Annotated in this window: 19 protein-coding genes and 1 pseudogene; 12 read left to right on the top strand and 8 right to left on the bottom strand. The window is 68.8% G+C overall.

What is annotated here, in order from left to right; genetic code table 11:
* The first annotated feature begins 3 nt into the window (after positions 1-3).
* Genes AB0I34_RS35930 through AB0I34_RS35920 form a run of 3 tightly spaced genes read left to right on the top strand, consistent with a single transcriptional unit; the run spans position 4 to position 2200 of the window.
* The gene (locus tag AB0I34_RS35930) at positions 4-987 is read left to right on the top strand and encodes a pyridoxal-phosphate dependent enzyme (RefSeq protein WP_360454120.1); all 984 of its coding nucleotides are present in this window, start codon (positions 4-6) and stop codon (positions 985-987) included.
* Positions 988-1028: 41 nt separating this feature from the next.
* Positions 1029-1802: a phosphotransferase gene (locus AB0I34_RS35925; RefSeq protein ID WP_360454118.1), complete on the top strand. Its 774-nt coding sequence runs from the start codon at positions 1029-1031 to the stop codon at positions 1800-1802.
* Positions 1799-2200, top strand: coding sequence for a GNAT family N-acetyltransferase (locus AB0I34_RS35920; RefSeq protein ID WP_360454115.1), 402 nt, complete (start codon positions 1799-1801; stop codon positions 2198-2200). The genes AB0I34_RS35925 and AB0I34_RS35920 overlap by 4 nt, the downstream gene beginning before the upstream one ends.
* On the opposite strand, the gene AB0I34_RS35915 is transcribed toward AB0I34_RS35920, so the two are convergent.
* Positions 2184-3065, bottom strand: coding sequence for a hypothetical protein (locus AB0I34_RS35915; protein ID WP_360454112.1), 882 nt, complete (start codon positions 3063-3065; stop codon positions 2184-2186). The genes AB0I34_RS35920 and AB0I34_RS35915 overlap by 17 nt on opposite strands.
* A 240-nt stretch (positions 3066-3305) precedes the next feature.
* On the opposite strand from AB0I34_RS35915, the pseudogene AB0I34_RS35910 reads away from it, so the two are divergent.
* The 3 genes and pseudogenes from AB0I34_RS35910 to AB0I34_RS35900 all read left to right on the top strand — a co-directional run.
* Positions 3306-3935, top strand: a pseudogene (locus tag AB0I34_RS35910) (MFS transporter); the annotation flags it as partial.
* 127 nt (positions 3936-4062) lie between these two features.
* The gene (locus AB0I34_RS35905; protein WP_360454244.1) at positions 4063-4443 is read left to right on the top strand and encodes a hypothetical protein; all 381 of its coding nucleotides are present in this window, start codon (positions 4063-4065) and stop codon (positions 4441-4443) included.
* A 10-nt stretch (positions 4444-4453) separates the two neighbouring features.
* Complete coding sequence (locus AB0I34_RS35900) at positions 4454-5380, top strand: DMT family transporter (protein WP_360454110.1); 927 nt, start codon at positions 4454-4456, stop codon at positions 5378-5380.
* Here the strand turns inward: AB0I34_RS35900 and AB0I34_RS35895 are convergent.
* Positions 5305-5994, bottom strand: coding sequence for a TetR/AcrR family transcriptional regulator C-terminal domain-containing protein (locus AB0I34_RS35895; protein ID WP_360454107.1), 690 nt, complete (start codon positions 5992-5994; stop codon positions 5305-5307). The two genes, AB0I34_RS35900 and AB0I34_RS35895, sit on opposite strands and share 76 nt — an antisense overlap.
* A 50-nt stretch (positions 5995-6044) precedes the next feature.
* On the opposite strand from AB0I34_RS35895, the gene AB0I34_RS35890 reads away from it, so the two are divergent.
* Positions 6045-6956 carry an SDR family oxidoreductase gene (locus tag AB0I34_RS35890; RefSeq protein WP_360454104.1) on the top strand — a complete coding sequence of 304 codons (912 nt, stop codon included), beginning with the start codon at positions 6045-6047 and terminating at the stop codon, positions 6954-6956.
* Here the strand turns inward: AB0I34_RS35890 and AB0I34_RS35885 are convergent.
* Together AB0I34_RS35885 and AB0I34_RS35880 are read right to left on the bottom strand one after the other, a co-directional pair.
* The gene (locus tag AB0I34_RS35885) at positions 6953-7753 is read right to left on the bottom strand and encodes an MBL fold metallo-hydrolase (protein WP_360454101.1); all 801 of its coding nucleotides are present in this window, start codon (positions 7751-7753) and stop codon (positions 6953-6955) included. The two genes, AB0I34_RS35890 and AB0I34_RS35885, sit on opposite strands and share 4 nt — an antisense overlap.
* Before the next feature lie 116 nt (positions 7754-7869).
* Positions 7870-8466: a LysE/ArgO family amino acid transporter gene (locus AB0I34_RS35880; RefSeq protein WP_360454098.1), complete on the bottom strand. Its 597-nt coding sequence runs from the start codon at positions 8464-8466 to the stop codon at positions 7870-7872.
* A 73-nt stretch (positions 8467-8539) separates the two neighbouring features.
* On the opposite strand from AB0I34_RS35880, the gene AB0I34_RS35875 reads away from it, so the two are divergent.
* Positions 8540-9427 (top strand): LysR family transcriptional regulator ArgP, encoded by an 888-nt coding sequence (locus AB0I34_RS35875; RefSeq protein ID WP_360454095.1) that lies wholly within the window; start codon positions 8540-8542, stop codon positions 9425-9427.
* A 47-nt stretch (positions 9428-9474) separates the two neighbouring features.
* Here AB0I34_RS35875 and AB0I34_RS35870 read toward each other — a convergent pair whose 3' ends face one another.
* The gene (locus AB0I34_RS35870) at positions 9475-9978 is read right to left on the bottom strand and encodes a GNAT family N-acetyltransferase (RefSeq protein WP_360454092.1); all 504 of its coding nucleotides are present in this window, start codon (positions 9976-9978) and stop codon (positions 9475-9477) included.
* Between the two features lie 72 nt (positions 9979-10050).
* Here AB0I34_RS35870 and AB0I34_RS35865 point away from each other — a divergent pair, with 72 nt between their 5' ends.
* The gene (locus AB0I34_RS35865) at positions 10051-11163 is read left to right on the top strand and encodes an ionic transporter y4hA (RefSeq protein WP_360454089.1); all 1113 of its coding nucleotides are present in this window, start codon (positions 10051-10053) and stop codon (positions 11161-11163) included.
* Here AB0I34_RS35865 and AB0I34_RS35860 read toward each other — a convergent pair.
* The gene (locus tag AB0I34_RS35860; RefSeq protein WP_360454086.1) at positions 11129-12595 is read right to left on the bottom strand and encodes an ankyrin repeat domain-containing protein; all 1467 of its coding nucleotides are present in this window, start codon (positions 12593-12595) and stop codon (positions 11129-11131) included. The genes AB0I34_RS35865 and AB0I34_RS35860 overlap by 35 nt on opposite strands.
* Positions 12596-12739: 144 nt before the next feature.
* Positions 12740-13096: a nuclear transport factor 2 family protein gene (locus AB0I34_RS35855; protein WP_360454083.1), complete on the bottom strand. Its 357-nt coding sequence runs from the start codon at positions 13094-13096 to the stop codon at positions 12740-12742.
* Positions 13097-13243: 147 nt separating this feature from the next.
* Here AB0I34_RS35855 and AB0I34_RS35850 point away from each other — a divergent pair, with 147 nt between their 5' ends.
* Genes AB0I34_RS35850 through AB0I34_RS35840 form a run of 3 tightly spaced genes read left to right on the top strand, consistent with a single transcriptional unit; the run spans position 13244 to position 14734 of the window.
* The gene (locus tag AB0I34_RS35850) at positions 13244-13669 is read left to right on the top strand and encodes a hypothetical protein (protein WP_360454081.1); all 426 of its coding nucleotides are present in this window, start codon (positions 13244-13246) and stop codon (positions 13667-13669) included.
* 2 nt (positions 13670-13671) lie between these two features.
* A complete protein-coding gene (locus AB0I34_RS35845; RefSeq protein WP_360454078.1) occupies positions 13672-14094 on the top strand; it encodes a DCC1-like thiol-disulfide oxidoreductase family protein in 423 nt (140 codons plus the stop codon).
* On the top strand, positions 14066-14734 hold the full coding sequence (locus AB0I34_RS35840; protein ID WP_360454076.1) for a TetR family transcriptional regulator: 669 nt from the start codon (positions 14066-14068) through the stop codon (positions 14732-14734). Before AB0I34_RS35845 ends, AB0I34_RS35840 begins: the two co-directional genes overlap by 29 nt.
* On the opposite strand, the gene AB0I34_RS35835 is transcribed toward AB0I34_RS35840, so the two are convergent.
* Positions 14735-15241, bottom strand: coding sequence for a DinB family protein (locus AB0I34_RS35835; protein WP_360454074.1), 507 nt, complete (start codon positions 15239-15241; stop codon positions 14735-14737).
* Positions 15242-15583: the final 342 nt, after the last annotated feature.

Here is a 15583-nt window from a genome sequence, read left to right as displayed (position 1 = left end):
CTGGTGCGCTGGTACAGCAACGCGTCTGCCCAGGCCTGGCGTACGACGCCTGCACCGGCTGAGGTGCAGGCGTTCCACCAGAGCCTGCCCGGCTACCGTCCGACTCCGCTGACGCCGGTCCCCGCACTGGCGTCGGAGTTTGGGGTCGGACAGGTCCTCGTGAAGGACGAGTCGCAACGGCTCGGCCTGCCCGCGTTCAAGGCGCTCGGCGCGTGGTGGGCGATCCACCGTGCGTTGCAGGAGCGCCCTGGTCCGGTGGAGCTCGTCACCGCGACCGACGGCAACCACGGCCGGGCCGTCGCGCGGCGGGCCGCCATGCTCGGTCTGCCGGCGCACGTGTTCGTACCGGACGTGGTGAGCGACAAGGCGATCGACGCCATCCGCGCCGAGGGAGCGACCGTGACCGTCGTACCTGACTCGTACGACGCCGCGGTCGCCGAGGCGGCGGCGTACGCGGCGGACGGGCGGCTGTTGATCCAGGACTCTGCGTGGCCCGGGTACGAGGATGTGCCACAGCACGTGGTCGATGGGTACTCGACTCTGTTCCGCGAGATCGAGGTCGAGCCCGATCTGGTCGTCGTACCGATGGGCGTCGGGTCGATCGCCCAGGCAGCGGTCACGCACTACCGCAGTGGCTCGTCTGCTACGGCTGTGCTCGGTGTGGAGCCGGCCAGCGCGTCCTGCGTCACCACCAGTGTGCTGGCTGGTGAGCTGGTCACGGTGCCGACCGGCAAGACAGTGATGGCCGGCCTGAACTGCGGTACGGCGTCAACCCTCGCTTGGCCTGTACTACGTGCAGGCCTCGACTACGCGGTGACAGTCGACGACGACGCCGCCCTGCAAGCAGCAGCTGACCTGCGCGGAGCCGGCATCTCGTCCGGGCCGAGTGGAGCCGCCACGCTGGCCGGACTCCGCGCGGCCCGAGAGAACCTGGACCTGCGGCCCGACAGCACTGTCGTCCTGATCAGCACGGAGGCGGCGCACTAAATCAGGTTCGGCCGGGGGCGATCCCCGCCTAGCCTGACGTGGTGCCGAACCATGTGAAGCGCCGGTCACCGGCGGAACCGGGGTCGATCCCCGCGGTCCTGAACATCTTCGAGTCCGAGGTCCGCTTCTATCGGGAGATCGCGCCGGTCGTCGGCGTCCGGGTGCCTGCCTGCTACGAGTCCGAGGCGAACGCCGAGGGGACGCTGCTGGTGCTGGAAGATCTCTCCGCCTGGGAGCCTGGCGCCGAGCCCGTGGCGGGTGCCAAGGCTCTGCGGGATCTGCACGATCGGTGGATCGGCCGTGCGCACTTGGAGTGGCCGTGGCTGCGGCCGCTGGAAGCCGGTGCGGACCTGGTCGCCGCTCTGTTCGATCGGACCTGGCCACGACTGGCCAGCCGCTCAGATCTGTCCGCTCCGGTGCGTGAGGCGGGGGAGCGGCTGGTGGGTCACGTCCTCGACGCTGAGCGCGATGTCGCGCGAGCCGGCGAGCTCACGCTGGCCCACGGCGATGCATCGGCCCAGAACCTGCGGACCGCACCGGACGGCGTGGTCGCGTTCCTGGACTGGGAGGACGTGTCAGCGGCGCCGGGCGCGCTCGACCTGGCGTGGTTCCTGCTGTCGTCGGTGGAGCCCGAGCGCTGGAGTGAGGCGGTGGACGCCTACGGGACGAGCCATGGCCTGGCAGAGGCGATGCCGTCGACGATGGTCCAGGGCTACCTCACGATGGCGGACTACCCGGACGGCTCGGAGCCGGCCGCCGGCTGGAACGCCCGCCTGGAATCGGCCGCTGCGCTGCTCGCACGGGGTCGCGTGTGACTGGGGGCTACGTGGTGCGGTTTCCGGTCGACGACCAGGAGTTGTCGACCCTGCACGCCCTCGCCTTCGGGAGCGAGGTCACCGTGCAGCCGTGGGCCGCGCGGCTGGAGCGGCACGCACTCACCTGGGTAGGGGCCTTCAACAACGACCAGCTGGTCGGATTCGTGCAGGTGTGCTGGGACGGCGGCGCTCACGCGTTCGTTCTGGACACCGCCGTCCATCCGGAGCACGGCCGGCAAGGCATCGGCAAGCAGTTGGTGCTGACCGCCGCCGCTGAGGCGAAGGCCGCCGGGTGTGAATGGCTCCACGTCGACTTCGAGCCACACCTGACGGCGTTCTACCTGAACGCGTGCGGCTTCCGCCCGACGGACGCCGGACTGCTCAAGCTGCGGGGCTGATCGCGGTCAGGCGCTCGGTGGATACGCACGACGTCAGGCAGCGTTCCTTCTGGTCGCCGAGCAGGTCCGCGGTCCAGGTGGTGAAGCCGCCATCACCGAGGCCCTCTCCGTCGCAGCCGATGCCGAGCGCCGTACCGGAGTAGTAGTTCTCGCTCGTCGTCCGCTCGGTGTCCTCGGTGAGGCTGATCTTCAGCGCCGGACGGACCGTGTCGTCGATCCGCTCGCGCACCGCGGACGGCCTGAACATGGTGAAGGTGAGATCAGCCGTGTCACCCAGTACGTCGTGCCAGAACCGCAGGTGGTCGATCAGTAGCTCGGCCTCGGTCCGGCCCGAACCGGTGTCCCGCGCACTCGAGACCAGCACGAACAGCTGGAAGTGCGCGAACATGCCCGGCCCCTCGAACGGCTGTGCGCGCAGCACCCGCTGGCACGCGGCCAGGTCCACCCGGGCCTGCCCGGCACGACGTCGTACGGCGGCCTCGATCGCGAGCTCGTTCGTCGGGTCGCTGGCGACCTCGGTACCGCGGATCGTGCTGACCACCTGGTTCTGGTTGATGGTCGACATCGCGGAACACGTGCCGAGCGGAGCGACCGGGGACAGCTCGACGCCCTCGAACCGGGCCGGCAGTCGCTCCCACAGCCGCTGCTGGGTCTTCACCAGCTGCCGCGGGTCGGCGGGCCCCGGTCGCACGAACCGGTCCTGCTGCCACCGCTGCAGGAGGCGGGCCGGCGTCACCTTGGCGGCTCGCCGGCGGTTCACGTCCAGCAGGACCGACTGCAGTTCGGACTGGCTCAGCCCGTCGACGAGGGCGTCCCGGCTGCCTTCCGGCAGCTTCGCCCAGAACCGTTCGCTGACATCTCCCATCGCTCTACTCTGACGGACCCGTGTCCCGGACCGCTCCTCATTTTGCGTGGCGGTTGTCCACAGCTCGCGGAAATCACCTGCCCGGCGCGGTGATTTCGCCGTATCTTTCAAGACATGAGATTCACGAGCCCGCACCTTTGACGCACTGACCGCCCCGACCGCCTGCCGACCAGTCTCTCCGCGCGCATTGTCGCGTTCGAGGCGCTGCAGGACTTCATCCCGCTGTATCCGCTGTACCAGTTGCTGTTCGCCGATCATGGCCTGTCGGCTGCCCAGATCTCGACGCTGTTCGTCATCTGGTCGACGACCGGGTTCGTGCTCGAGGTGCCGTCGGGCGCCTGGGCGGACACGTACTCGCGGCGCAAGTTGCTGGTGCTCGGTGCGCTGATCAGTGCGCTCGGGTATGCCGCCTGGATCACGCTGCCGTCGTTCGCCGGCTTCGCCCTGGGATTCGTGCTGTGGGGAACATCCTCGGCGCTGATCTCCGGCACCTTCGAAGCCTTCGTGTATGACGAACTGGTCGCCCGGGACCGCGCTGGTCGATACGCGAGTCTGCTCGGTCGGGCCAGGTCGGCATCCTTCCTGGCGAACCTCGCGGCCACCGCCCTGGCGACACCGCTGTTCGCCCTCGGCGGCTACACCTTGGCCGGCGTCTTCAGTGTGCTCAGCTGTCTGGTTCAGGCCGTCGTCGCACTGACCCTTCCGGAGGCGCCGCCGGCCGAAGCTGCCGCCGACGATGGTTCCGAATCGACGGGTGCGGCGTTCGCGTCGTACCTGGCCATGCTGCGGTCGGGTGTGACGGAGGTGCTGACCGGACGGACGGTACGCCGGGCGGCCGGCCTGGTCGCCGTGCTCATGGGCTTCATGGCGTTCGACGAGTACTTTCCGTTGCTCGCCCGCGAGGCCGGTGCGTCCACCGGCGCGATCCCGTTGCTGATCGCCGGTACGGGTCGCCGCCCAAGCCATCGGCGGCGCGCTGGCGGGAGCGGCGTACAGGTTGCCAGCAGCAACCTTCGCGATCGGTCTGGGGGTGACCGCGGTGCTGATCGCGTGGGGTTCGCTGAGCCGGTCGGCCTGGGGCTTCATCCCGATCGCGGTCGGGTACGGCGTCATGCAACTGGTCATCGTGGTCTCGGAGGCACGCCTGCAGGACTCCATCACCGGTCCGGCGCGCGCCACGATCACCTCGGTGTCCGGCTTCTTCTCGGAGGTGTTCGCGATCGCGGTCTTCGCGGGATTCGCGCTCGGTTCGCTCTGGTTCAGCATGGCGATCCTGGTCGCCGCCCTCACCGTGCCGGTGCTGCTGACAGCGTTCGTCGTACCGCTGGCCCTGCCGGCGCCCGTCAATTCGGTATCCGCCGAAGCAACGGAGACCTAGGGTCACAGTCATGAGGAAGCAGGGTGTGCTGGCCGCGGGCGCGGCGGCGGTGACGGTGGTGTTGTGGGCATCGGCGTTCGTCGCGATCCGCCATGTCGGCCAGGACATCTCGGCGGGCGCCCTGTCCCTGGGCAGGTTGCTGGTCGGCAGCGTGCTGCTGGGTATCTTCGTCTTCACCCGACCACGCCGCTGGCCGGCGAGGGGTGATTGGAAGCTGCTGCTGGTCTGCGGTCTGCTCTGGTTCGGTCTCTACAACCTCGCGCTGAACGAGGCCGAGCGCCGCCTCGACGCCGGCACGACCGCGATGCTGGTGAACATCGGTCCATTGCTGATCGCACTGCTCGCCGGTGTCCTGCTGCACGAAGGATTCCCACGTCAGTTGGTGATGGGCAGCGTCGCGGCCTTTGGAGGTGTGGTCCTGATCGGCCTGTCATCGTCCAGCGGCAGCGCAGAGACGTGGGGTGTCCTGCTGTGTCTGGTGGCTGCGGCGGCGTACGCAATCGGGGTGGTCTCGCAGAAGCCACTGCTGTCTCGGTTGCCCGCGCTGGAGGTGACCTGGCTGTCCTGCGTGATCGGTGCGATCGCCTGTCTGCCGTTCGCGCCGACGCTGGTGCGGGAGACCGCCGACGCGCGACCGTCGACCATCTGGTGGATCGTCTTCCTCGGCGCGTTCCCGACCGCGATCGCGTTCACCACCTGGGCCTACGCGCTGGCTCGTACGACGGCGGGCCGGATGGGCGCCACGACGTACCTGGTTCCGCCGCTGACGATCTTCCTCGGCTGGCTCCTGCTCGACGAAAGCCCTGCGCCGCTGGCCTACCTCGGCGGTGTCCTGTGTCTGATCGGCGTCGCGATCTCGCGCTACCGGCGACGGGTCGCGCCGATGCCTGCGGTCAGCGTGGCCAGCCCGGACTCGAACCCGCTGTCGAAGTCGTAGGCGAGACCCTCGGGGCCCAGCTCACCGACGACCCGCGCGAGTACGGGCGCCTTGCCTGCGGGCAACTGCTCAACCCGGGTGATCAGGTCGGGCGCGAGGTCGAAGTTCTCCGTGCGGACCGACGCCTCGCCGAGCGAGAAGCCGTGGATGAAGTCGACCAGGGTGTTCGCCGCCTCGAAGATCTGCCGCGGTGACAGCCCGGCCCGGTCGAGCGCGCGGTAGAACGGCTCCACGACCACCACCACGACCGCCGACACCGCGGACGTGTCCGACAGCACCTGGAGCGCGAGGTTCGGGTGCGCGCGGAGAGCGTTGCGATAGCCCCGGGCGGCGTCCTTCAGTTGCTCGTCCCACGGCACGGAATCACCGGGATCGGGCTGCTCGAGCCCCGCGAAGACCAGCTCCGCCAGCCCGGCCAGCACGGCCGCCTTGTTCGGCAGGTGGTGGTACAGCGACATCGGGTTGACCTCGAGGGTCGCGGCCAGTCGTCGCATCGTCAGCGCGTCGATCCCCTCGTCGTCCACGATCCGCAAGGCCGCCGTCAGGATCGCCCCGCGGCTCAGCCGCTCCTCCCCGGCACGAGGCCGCCCGGACCGCTTGCCCGCGTTAACCATACGTCGTATGGTACATAATCATACAACGTATGGAAGAAGGAGGCGGGCGGATGAAGCCGTTGGCGGGCAAGGTGGCGCTGGTGACCGGGGCGACCCGCGCGGCCGGGCGGGGGATCGCGGTCCAGCTCGGCGCGGCCGGCGCGACCGTGTACGTGACCGGCCGGACCACGCGGGCCGGTCGCTCCGAGATGAACCGGCCGGAGACGATCGAGGACACCGCGGAGCTCGTCGACCAGGCCGGCGGCCACGGCATCGCCGTACCCGTCGACCATCTCGTCCCTGAGCAGGTGCGCGACCTGATCGACCGGATCGAGCGCGAGCAGGGCGCGCTGCACATCCTGGTCAACGACATCTGGGGTCAGCACGGCGAACCCGAGTGGGACAAGACGGTCTGGGAGAGCAACCTCGAGGACGGCCTGCGGCTGCTGCGGCTCGGCATCGACACGCACGTGATCACCAGCCACTACGCGCTGCCGCTGCTGATCAAGTCACCTGGTGGCCTCGTCATCGAGATGACGGACGGGACCAACGACTACAACGCTCACACGTACCGCGTGTCGTTCTTCTACGACGTAGCGAAGGGCGCGGTCGGCCGGATGGCGTTCGCGCTCGCGCACGAACTCGACAAGCACGAGGCGACCGCCGTCCTGCTGACGCCCGGGTGGCTTCGATCCGAGGCGATGCTGGAGGGCTTCGGCGTCACCGAGGAGACCTGGCGCGAGGCGACCGAGCGGATCCCGCACTTCGCGATCTCCGAGAGCCCGTCGTACGTCGGCCGCGCGGTGGCCGCACTGGCGGCGGACCCCGACGTACGCCGCTGGAACGGCAAGTCCACGTCCAGCGGCGAACTCGCGCAGGTCTACGGATTCACCGACCTGGACGGGAGTCGCCCGGACGCGTGGCGCTACATCGTCGAGGTCCAGGAACCCGGCAAGCCGGCGGACACCACCGGCTACCGCTAAAGGGTGTACGGCGGACAGGCGGTGTCGCCTGCGGTCGGTGTCGCGAGCGGGTTTGCGTGGCCGTCGAGGGCCGCGTGCGGATGCGCGGCCGCGATCGGGATCCCCGACGCGGCCGCCAGCGCGAGCACCTCCCGGCGTGAAGTGACTGCTTGCGCCGGATCACGCTCGTACACATAGGTGAGCTCGGGCCACCGCGCCTGCGCCGGATGCACCAGCACGTCACCCCCGAGCACGGCCCGTTCGGTCACCACCGACTGATGCCCGGGCGTATGCCCAGGAGTCGGCACCAACCGCATCCCGCGCAGCCCGACCTCCCCTTCAACCACACGCAACTGCCCCGCCTCCACCACCGGCCGGATCATCCGCTCATACGTCGCCCCGCCGCGCACGTGCTCCAGCTCAGCCCGCTGTACGACGTACTCCGCCCGTGGGAACCGCGGCGCCGACCCCTCCGCACTCCACCCGACGTGGTCCAGATGCACATGCGTCAACACCACCGCATCAACGTCATCCACAGCCACCCCGGCCGACTCCAGCAGCCCCGGCAACCGCCCAGCCACCCCCAACCACTCCGCCGCCTCGCCACCAGCCGGCCCGACTCCGGCATCCACCAGTACCACTCCGGTGTCGCCAGTCACCAAGTAGCTGTGGAAGTGCAGGAGCCACCCGCCGTTCGACACGTTGCCCGGCATCACGTCCGCAGTCCAGGCGGCGTGCTCCTTCCCCCAGCCAGGCAACGCATCCGGCACACTCTCGGGAAACACCGCTACCGCATCGCACAAGACGGTCACGTCCACGCTCGATCCCTCCTCCCCGCAGAGGTACCGCAGCGAGGGGGTCAGCGGAACAGATACGCGTTGACCGTCGTCTCCTCGGCCGTCGTTCGCGACGCGCGCTGGGAACGGTTGCGTTCTCAGGGCAGGAGGAGCCAGGTGGCAAGGGTTGCCATCAGGAGGGCGATGGCGGTGTCGAGGTACTGCCAGGCTCGAGGGCGGGTGAAGACGGGGGTGAGGGTGCGGGAGAAGAAGCCGAGAGAGAAGAACCACGTGAAACTGGCGGCGACCGCGCCGAGACCGTAGAACCAGCGGCCGTCGGTGCCGCGCTGGTTGGCGAGGGAGCCGAGGAGCACGACGGTGTCGAGGTAGACGTGGGGGTTGAGGTAGGTGAAGGCGAGGCAGGTCAGTACGACGCTGCGGAGTGCGGTGGGGCCGTGGTCGGCGGGGCTGATGGACCCGGGGTTGAAGGCTCGCTTCAGGGCGAAGGCGGCGTACAGGTAGAGGAAGGCGGCGCCGCCGTACTGTGCCGCATCGAGGGCTAGTTGGCTGCGCGTGAGAAGGGCGCCGAGGCCGGCGATGCCGCCGGAGATCAGGAGCGCGTCGGACAACGCGCAGGTGAGGACCACCGGCAGGACGTGCTCACGGCGCAGGCCCTGGCGCAGCACGAAGGCGTTCTGGGCGCCGATCGCGACGATCAGGGACAAGGACGTGGCGAAGCCGGCGAGGAGGGGCATACCTCGACGGTAGGCAGCGGATGGCTGAACAAACCAGCTAAAGATTCTGAAGCAGCATTAGGATTGCTTCATCATGCAGTTCGACTCCGCACAGCTCGAGACGTTCGCCGCCGTCGTCGACGAGGGCAGTTTCGACGCGGCGGCGCGGCGTCTGCGGGTGACGCCGTCCGCGGTCAGTCAGCGCATCAAGGCCTTGGAGAGCCGCCTCGGTCAGGTGGTGGTGATGCGCGGCAAGCCGACGCGTCCGACCGCGGCCGGCGAGGCGCTGCTCCGGCTCGCGCGGCAGGTCTCGCTGCTCGAACTGGAGGCGATCGTCGCGGTCCGCGGCACCGTCGAGGCGCTCCGGCTGCCGATCGCGGTGAACGCGGACTCGCTGAACAACTGGTTCCTGCCTGCGATGCTCGACCTGTCCCAGAGCCTCGACGCCAGGTTCCTGGTCCACCAGGAGGACGAGGAGCACTCGGCCGAATTCCTCCGCAACGGCACGGTTCTGGCCGCGGTGACGGCCGATCCACGGCCGGTCCAAGGCTGCCGCGTCGTACCGCTGGGCAAGATGCGGTACCTACCCGTCGCGACTCCCGAGTACGCCGAGCGATGGCTGGCCGGCAAGCCGCTGGCGGATGCGCTCGCCGAGGCACCGATGGTGATCTTCAACGCCAAGGACGTACTGCAGCACCGGCTGATCCGGAAGGTGACCCGGCGCCGGATGGACCCGCCGGCGCACGCCGTCCCGGCTCCCGGCGCCTTCCACCAAGCCGTCCGGATCGGCCTCGGCTGGGGCATGATCGAGGACGAGATCGCGGAGCCCGAGCTGGCCGCCGGCCGCCTGGTGGATGTTGCCCCCGGCAAGTACATCGACGTGCCGTTGTACTGGCAGCACTGGAAGCTGGAGTCGCCCATCCTGGACGCCCTCACCGCCGCGGTACTGCGCGCCGCGGCAGCAGGTCTCCGTACGTCGTGAGCTCGATCGCGTTACCCGGCTCGTCGCGGAGCGACTGGACGGCTGAGTTACAGCGGGCGGTGCATCACGTGCAGGCCGACGTACCCGTGCTTGGGGTGGTCGAACGCTTCCGGCACCGTCCCGATGATGGTGAAGCCGAGCGCTTGCCACAGGTGTACGGCGGACTCGTTGGTCTCCACCACCGCGTTGAACTGGATCGACCGGAACCCTTCCCGAGCGGCCCAGTCGATCATGTCCTGACCGAGCAGGTGGCCGACGCCCTTGCCCCGGGCAGCCGCGTCGACCATGAAGCTCGCGCTGGCGACGTGCGATCCCGGACCCGGGCGGTTCGGGTACATGTTGGCGGTGCCCAGCACGGTGCCGTCGGCATCGACCGCGACCGTGGTGCGGCTGCGCGCGGCGCTCGACGGTGACATCCAGAGCGGGCGGGCCTGCTCCTCGGTCAGCTCCGGGTCGTAGGCGTACGTCTCCCGCGCGGTGACGATCTCGTGGAAGAACGGCCAGATGGCCGGCCAGTCGGCGTCGGTCGCGGTCCTGATCTGCACTGTCATGGTGCGAGAAGCATCACCTGTCAGGCGGCGGATGCCAACCGGATATCGCCGTACGCCATAGACTTCTCGGGGATGACAAACACCGTGGTCCAAGGGTTGCCGCGCTGGAGTCTGGCCGTGCCCCCGCTCGCTCTCGTCGTCCTGGTCCTGTCCTGGGGTCGTGACCTGGGTGTCATCCTGCTGATCCTGGTCTGCGCCGGTCTGGGCGCGGCGGTGATCGCGGCCGTCCACCATGCCGAAGTGGTCGCACACCGCGTCGGCGAACCGTTCGGCACGCTGATCCTCGCGCTCGCGGTGACGGTCATCGAGGTCGCACTGATCGTGACGCTGATGGCGTCCGGCGGCGACAAGGCCGCGTCGCTGGCGCGGGACACCGTGTTCGCCGCGGTGATGATCACCTGCAACGGCATCCTCGGACTGTCACTCGTTGTCGGCTCGTTGCGGCATCACGTGCAGGAGTTCCGCGTCCGTGCGTCGACCGGTGTGCTCGCGGTGATGACCGCGCTGGTGACGCTGAGCCTGGTGCTGCCGACGTTCACGACCAGCGCGCCGGGGCCGCAGTTCAGCACGGCTCAGCTCGCGTTCGCAGGTGTGGCGTCACTCGTGATGTACGGCGTTTTCGTCTTCGTCCAGACGATCCGGCACCGCGACTACTTCCTCCCCGTCCCCGACGCGGAGGCCGAAGCCGAGGATCTGGAGAGCGAGGAGGTGCACGCGGCCGCGCCGAGCGCGAAGGTCGCGCTCCTCAGCCTTGGACTCTTGTTCGTCTGCCTGATCTCGGTCGTCGGTCTCGCCAAGACGGTCTCGCCGAGGCTCGAGTCCGCGGTGGAGTCGGCCGGTGCACCCGTGGCCGTGGTCGGTGTCGTCATCGCGCTGCTGGTGCTGCTGCCGGAGACGGTTGCCGCAGTGCGCGCCGCACTGCGGAACCGCCTCCAGACCAGCGTCAACCTGGCTCTGGGCTCAGCGCTCGCCAGCATCGGCCTGACCATCCCGGCGATCGCGGTCGCCTCCATCTGGCTGGACGGCCCGTTGGTGCTCGGCCTCGGTGGCATGGAGATGGTGCTGTTCGCGCTGACCGTCGTGACCAGCATTCTCACCCTCGCCACCGGCCGGGCGACCCTGCTTCAGGGCGCCGTCCACCTGATGGTGTTCAGCGCGTTCCTGTTCCTTGCCGTAAGCCCTTGAGGTAGTCGATCACAGCCTGCTTGCGGTCGTCCTCGGCCCAGCTGTGTTCTGCCCAGCCCAGCGCAGGCCCGTCGTACGAGGGATCACGCAGTTCGGGGTCGGCGCCCAGCTCGACGAGCTTCTTGACGGTATCGAGGTGGCCGTTGATCGCGGCTTGGTGAATCGGCGCGGACCCCGCCATCACGTTGAGGTCGAAGCCCAGGTTCTTCAATGGCTCCAGAGCTTCGGTCCGGCCGATCTCGGCGGCCCGGAGGGGAAGGTACGGATTGCGCGCGATGGCTCGCGAGATCAGTTCGGGGCTGACGGCCGGGGTCTCACCCCGCATGACGGCGGCGAAGACCTCGTGGACGTCGTCCAGCGGCGCCGCACCGCGAGCACGCAGCAGCTCCGCGATCTCGGTGTGCCCCTGGACGGCGGCGAACTCGTAGGCGCGATGCCCACCGAAGCCCGGATGCCCGGTACCACGTCCCTCCGGATCGATGCCTTGAGCAAGCACCAGCTCGGCCCGGTGCAGCAGGCCTGTCGACGCCGCGAAGACGAGCTCGTCCTCCAGGAGCTGCTGCGGTGTCGGGTGCGCGGTCGTCATCCGCTCATGCCACGGGCCGCCGTCGCCTTTGCCCAGCCCGTACTCCAGCAGGAGCTCCAGGTGGACGTCGTCGTACGGCGGAGGGCAACCGGGACCGCAGTTGTACATGGTCTGGCTGTCGTTCGGATCGGCTCCGGCGTCCAGCAGCAACCGCGCGAGCTCGACCCGGTTGCGGTGCGGTGGCTGATCGCCTTCACCACGACCGAACGCCCCGGTCAAGGCTGTGAACGGTGACGGCATGCCTTGCCACAGATAGCCTGCGTTCGGGTCGGCGCCATGCTCGAGGAGCAGCCGCGCGATCTCCACCTGATGCGGTACGTCGAGCCGCCCGTAGGTGACGTAGAGCAACGGTGGCCAGCGGTACGGACCGCCTTCCTCCCTTGCCTGCCAGGGATCCGCCGCGAGAACCTCGCGTACGGCGTCCAGCTCGCCGGCCACCGCCATCGTGTAGATGTTGCTCCGAGCAACCTCTGGGAACTGCTCGAGCAACTGCTCCGCGGACCGCTGCCGGGCCGGATCGTCCTGTCCGTAGTGCAGCGTCGCGAGTCGCAGGAACTCCTCGGCGCGTTGCTCCGGGGTGTCGAGTGGGCCACCGATCGACTGGCGGTGCGGGGAGCGGCTGTACTGGTCGACCAGCTCCAGATGCCGGACGATCCGCGGCCAGCTGGGGAACCCGTAGCTGCGGGCGATCACCAGTTGCGCGTCGGCCAGCGACTGGACGGGATGGAACTCGTCGGCCAGGGCGACGGCCTCGTCGTCCCCGGCGCGGACCTGCTTGAGCAGCGTCTTGGCCTGCTTGCGCAGGTGGTCCAGGTGCGGGTCGTTCGGGAGATTCCGGGTCGGCATCGCGACCTCCTCTCTACGAGCCTGCTGTCCGCGTCGTCAGGCGAGAAAGGAGGTGAACAACAACCACACAACTCCGTGATCAGGTGGGCTGAGCCCTTCCCGCGGACCGGTGGCACCCTGAGTGCCTACCCAGACCGTAACCCATCACGGCTTCTCCATCCACCACTCGGTGAACTCGTGGGCGCGGTCGCGGGCGAGGCGGATCACCCACAGGTTGCTGAACTCGCTCGGCGGCTGGGTCTGGTACGTCGTCCAGCCGCGGACGAACCCGACACCGTCGCCGAACCCGAGGACCTCGTACTCGAACCTCGTCTCACCCGGTGCGTCCGCCACCTCGAGCCAGGCCGCGACGATCGCCTCCCGGCCCACCACCGGCTCGTCGTCCGGGCGGCGGTGCCAGAGGGCGTCCTCGGTCCAGAGCGCCGCGATGTGGCCCGGGTCGTTCGACTCCCAGGCCTTCCGGTATTTGGCGACCCACCGGTCGAGATCCTTCTCCCGCATGGTCAGACGATCCTCGTCATGCGGCCATCCTGCCTCAGCGCGAGACCCAGCTCACGTCGTCGCCTACTTGAACATGTTCAAAAGTCGGTCGTACGCTCGCCATGTGACCAAATTTGAACGTGTTCAGTTTGTGAGGACGTGGTGAGCATGACCGTGACGACGTACCTGATCTATCTGCTGGTCTCGGTGCCGTTGACGATCTGGGTGGCCCGGACGCTGAGCCACAACGGCCGGATCTTCCTGATCGACGTGTTCCACGGCAACGAGGACTTCGCCGACGCGGTCAACAGGCTGCTGGTGGCCGGGTTCTACCTGGTCAACCTGGGGTTCGTGACGCTGTTCCTGCGCGCCGACAAGGTGGTCGTCGACGCTCGCGGCGTGTTCGAGCAGCTGAGTGTGAAGCTCGGCATCGTGATGCTCGTGCTCGGTGTGCTGCACCTGATGAACGTCTGGATCTTCAACATGATCCGCCGCCGCAGCCAGCTCGAGGCCATGACCAACCCGCCGGTTCCGCCGAACGACGTACTCCCGGCCGAAGCGCCGGCCAAGACACCGGTCCACTACGGCTACTGACCATGCACGAGCTGACCGTCCTGTACGACGCCCAGTGCGGTCTGTGCCGCCGGTTCAAGGAGTGGCTGGCGGCCCAGCGGCCGGCGTCCAACGGGAGGGGAGGGGTGGTGCGCCTGCGGTTCGTCGCGGCGGGGTCGGCGAACGCGCGGGCGCTCTACCCTGCGCTGGACCACGCAGCCACGCTGCGCGAGGTGACGGTGGTCGCCGACGACGGGTCCGTGTACGTCGGCGACCGCGCGTGGATCGTGTGCCTGTGGTCCACCTGGGAGCACCGGCACACCGCCGTACGGCTGGCCAGTCCGGCGATGCGGCCGGTGGCGCGGGCGATCGTCCAGGCGGCGGCTGGGCTGCGGAGTTGGGGGAGTGTGCGCGATGGGGGTGACTACGCTGACGGATGTGACGGAAAGTGCGACCACCAAGGGTGAGCAGACCCGGGAGCTGATCCTGTCCACCGCGCTGCGGCTGTTCCGCGAGCAGGGGTACGGCAAGACGACGATGCGGGCGATCGCCACCGAGGCGGGCGTCTCGGTGGGCAACGCTTACTACTACTACGGCTCCAAAGAGCACCTGATGCAGGCGTACTACGACCACCTGCAGGTGCAGCACGTGGAGGCGGTCGAGTCGGTCCTTGCGACGGAGAAGGCATTCGTCCCGCGGCTGACCGGCGTACTGCGGGCCTGGCTCGAGGTGTCCGCGCCGTACCACGAGTTCGCCGGCACGTTCTTCAAGACAGCGGCGGAACCGAAGAGCCCGCTGTCGCCGTTCAGCGACCAGTCGCGGCCCGCGCGGGAGGCGAGTGTCGAACTGTTCCGCCGGGTCGTGGAGGGCTCGGACCTCAAGCTGCCGGCCGACCTGAAGGCGGAGCTGCCCGAGCTGCTGTGGCTGATGCAGATGGGGATCGTGCTGTTCTGGGTGCACGACGACAGCAAGGATCTTCGTCGTACCAAGGCACTGATCGATCGGTCCGTCCCGCTGGTCGACCGGCTGCTCCGGCTGACCCGCATCCCGGGCGTCCGGGGCGTGACCAACGATCTGGTCGGGCTGATCCGGTCGATCAAGTCCTGACTATTCGCCGGTCAGGCCGTCGATCCGTTCGCGGAGGAGGTCGGCGTGGCCGTTGTGGCGGGCGTACTCCTCGATCATGTGAATGTAGAGGTAGCGGACGGAGTACTCACCCTCGTGGCCGGGGCGCAGGAACGTGTCGTCCAGGGTGTGGCCCGCGGCGATCTCGCCGGACACCCTGACGATCTCCCGGAACTCCGCGAGATCGTGCTCGGCCCGAGCCGGGTCGGTCAGGTCGAAGTCGCCGTCCGGATGCTCCGCGGTCCAGTGCAACGGCGGCGCCGGGAGCTGGGCGAGCGCCCGGTGGAACCAGTACTTCTCGACCTCGCTCAGGTGCCGGACCAGCCCGATCAGCGAAAGGCTGGACGGGTCCACACTGCGCTGGACCAACTGCGCCCCGGTCAGTCCGGACACCTTCCACAGCAGCGTGCCGCGGTGGAAATCCAGGAATCCCTGCAGCAGCTCACGTTCGCCGCCGGCGGTCGGCGGATCCACCCGGTTCTCAGTCATCACGGTGCACAACATAGGGCACGTCTCTGGCCGTGTGACGAGCGTCCTGTGAACAAACCGGCGCGGCGCGGACCCTGGGTGACGTAGACTGTCTGTGACGGCCCGCCCAGTTCTGCCTCGGGCCGGAGCGCCTGTGACAGAGCGCTAGCAGTCGACCACCACGCGCCGCGGCCGATGAACGGCCGCGCCGGGCAGGACGACCCCCCGACTTTCTGGAGTACTACATGGCGGCCCGCCGCCCGACATCAACGCCATCTGCCCAAACACCCTCCACCTCCCGTCCCCGCCGGCGTCGCCGTTCCGACGGCGCCCCCCGGCCGAAGGTTGCTCAGAGCAACAAGG

Source organism: Kribbella sp. NPDC050281, assembly GCF_040655855.1.
Lineage (GTDB): Bacteria > Actinomycetota > Actinomycetes > Propionibacteriales > Kribbellaceae > Kribbella.
This window is presented reverse-complemented; position numbering and strand designations above follow the sequence as displayed.